Annotated in this window: 1 pseudogene; it reads right to left on the bottom strand. The window is 59.0% G+C overall.

Going from position 1 to position 629, the window contains the following annotated elements:
* Window positions 1-629: pseudogene (locus AB4048_RS28935) on the bottom strand (decarboxylase); the annotation flags it as partial.

Consider the following 629-nt stretch of genomic DNA (forward strand, 5'->3'; position numbering starts at 1 on the left):
TAGCCCTCCAGCTCCATCTGCCGGCGCGCAACGTCTAGACTGGCGATCAATTGCTGGTTGGGGCTAGTCGAGGCGTGGGTGAACACCGCTTCATGAAATTGCGCTTCCACAGTGTGGAACTCGACATCCTTGACCAACAGCATCGAACCCTGACGCAGGGCAGACATCGACTTGTGGGTCGAATTCGTTTGATAGACCCGTAGCTTCACCTTGCGCGGGTCTGGTATCAAACGCGCGTTCAACAGCGTGTCGTCCGACGGGGTCGCGCCAAGTTCGGCCTGTTGCTTTTCATAGGCGGCAACCGACTGGGGAGCGTGGAGCCACGCCTCGATATCGTTGGCGGCCCCCATCGCCGTGCGCGGACGCAGGAACGGCGAGAACCGCGCAAATCCGAACCACGCTTCGTCCCACAGGAAAATAAGATCCGGCTTGATCGCCAGGCATTCTTCCATGACCCGTCGCGTATTGTAGATATGGCCGTCGAAGGTGCAGTTCGTCAGGTCGACCATCTTGGCACGGTTCAGCCTGCCGTCTGCTTTCAGGTTCAACAGCGCCTGCTTGATGGTGCGAAGCGGGACCGCGCCGTACATCGAGTATTCCGTCATCGGAAATGCCTCGACATAGAGCGG

The sequence above is a fragment of the Rhizobium sp. RAF56 genome (assembly GCF_052113965.1).
GTDB lineage: Bacteria > Pseudomonadota > Alphaproteobacteria > Rhizobiales > Rhizobiaceae > Rhizobium.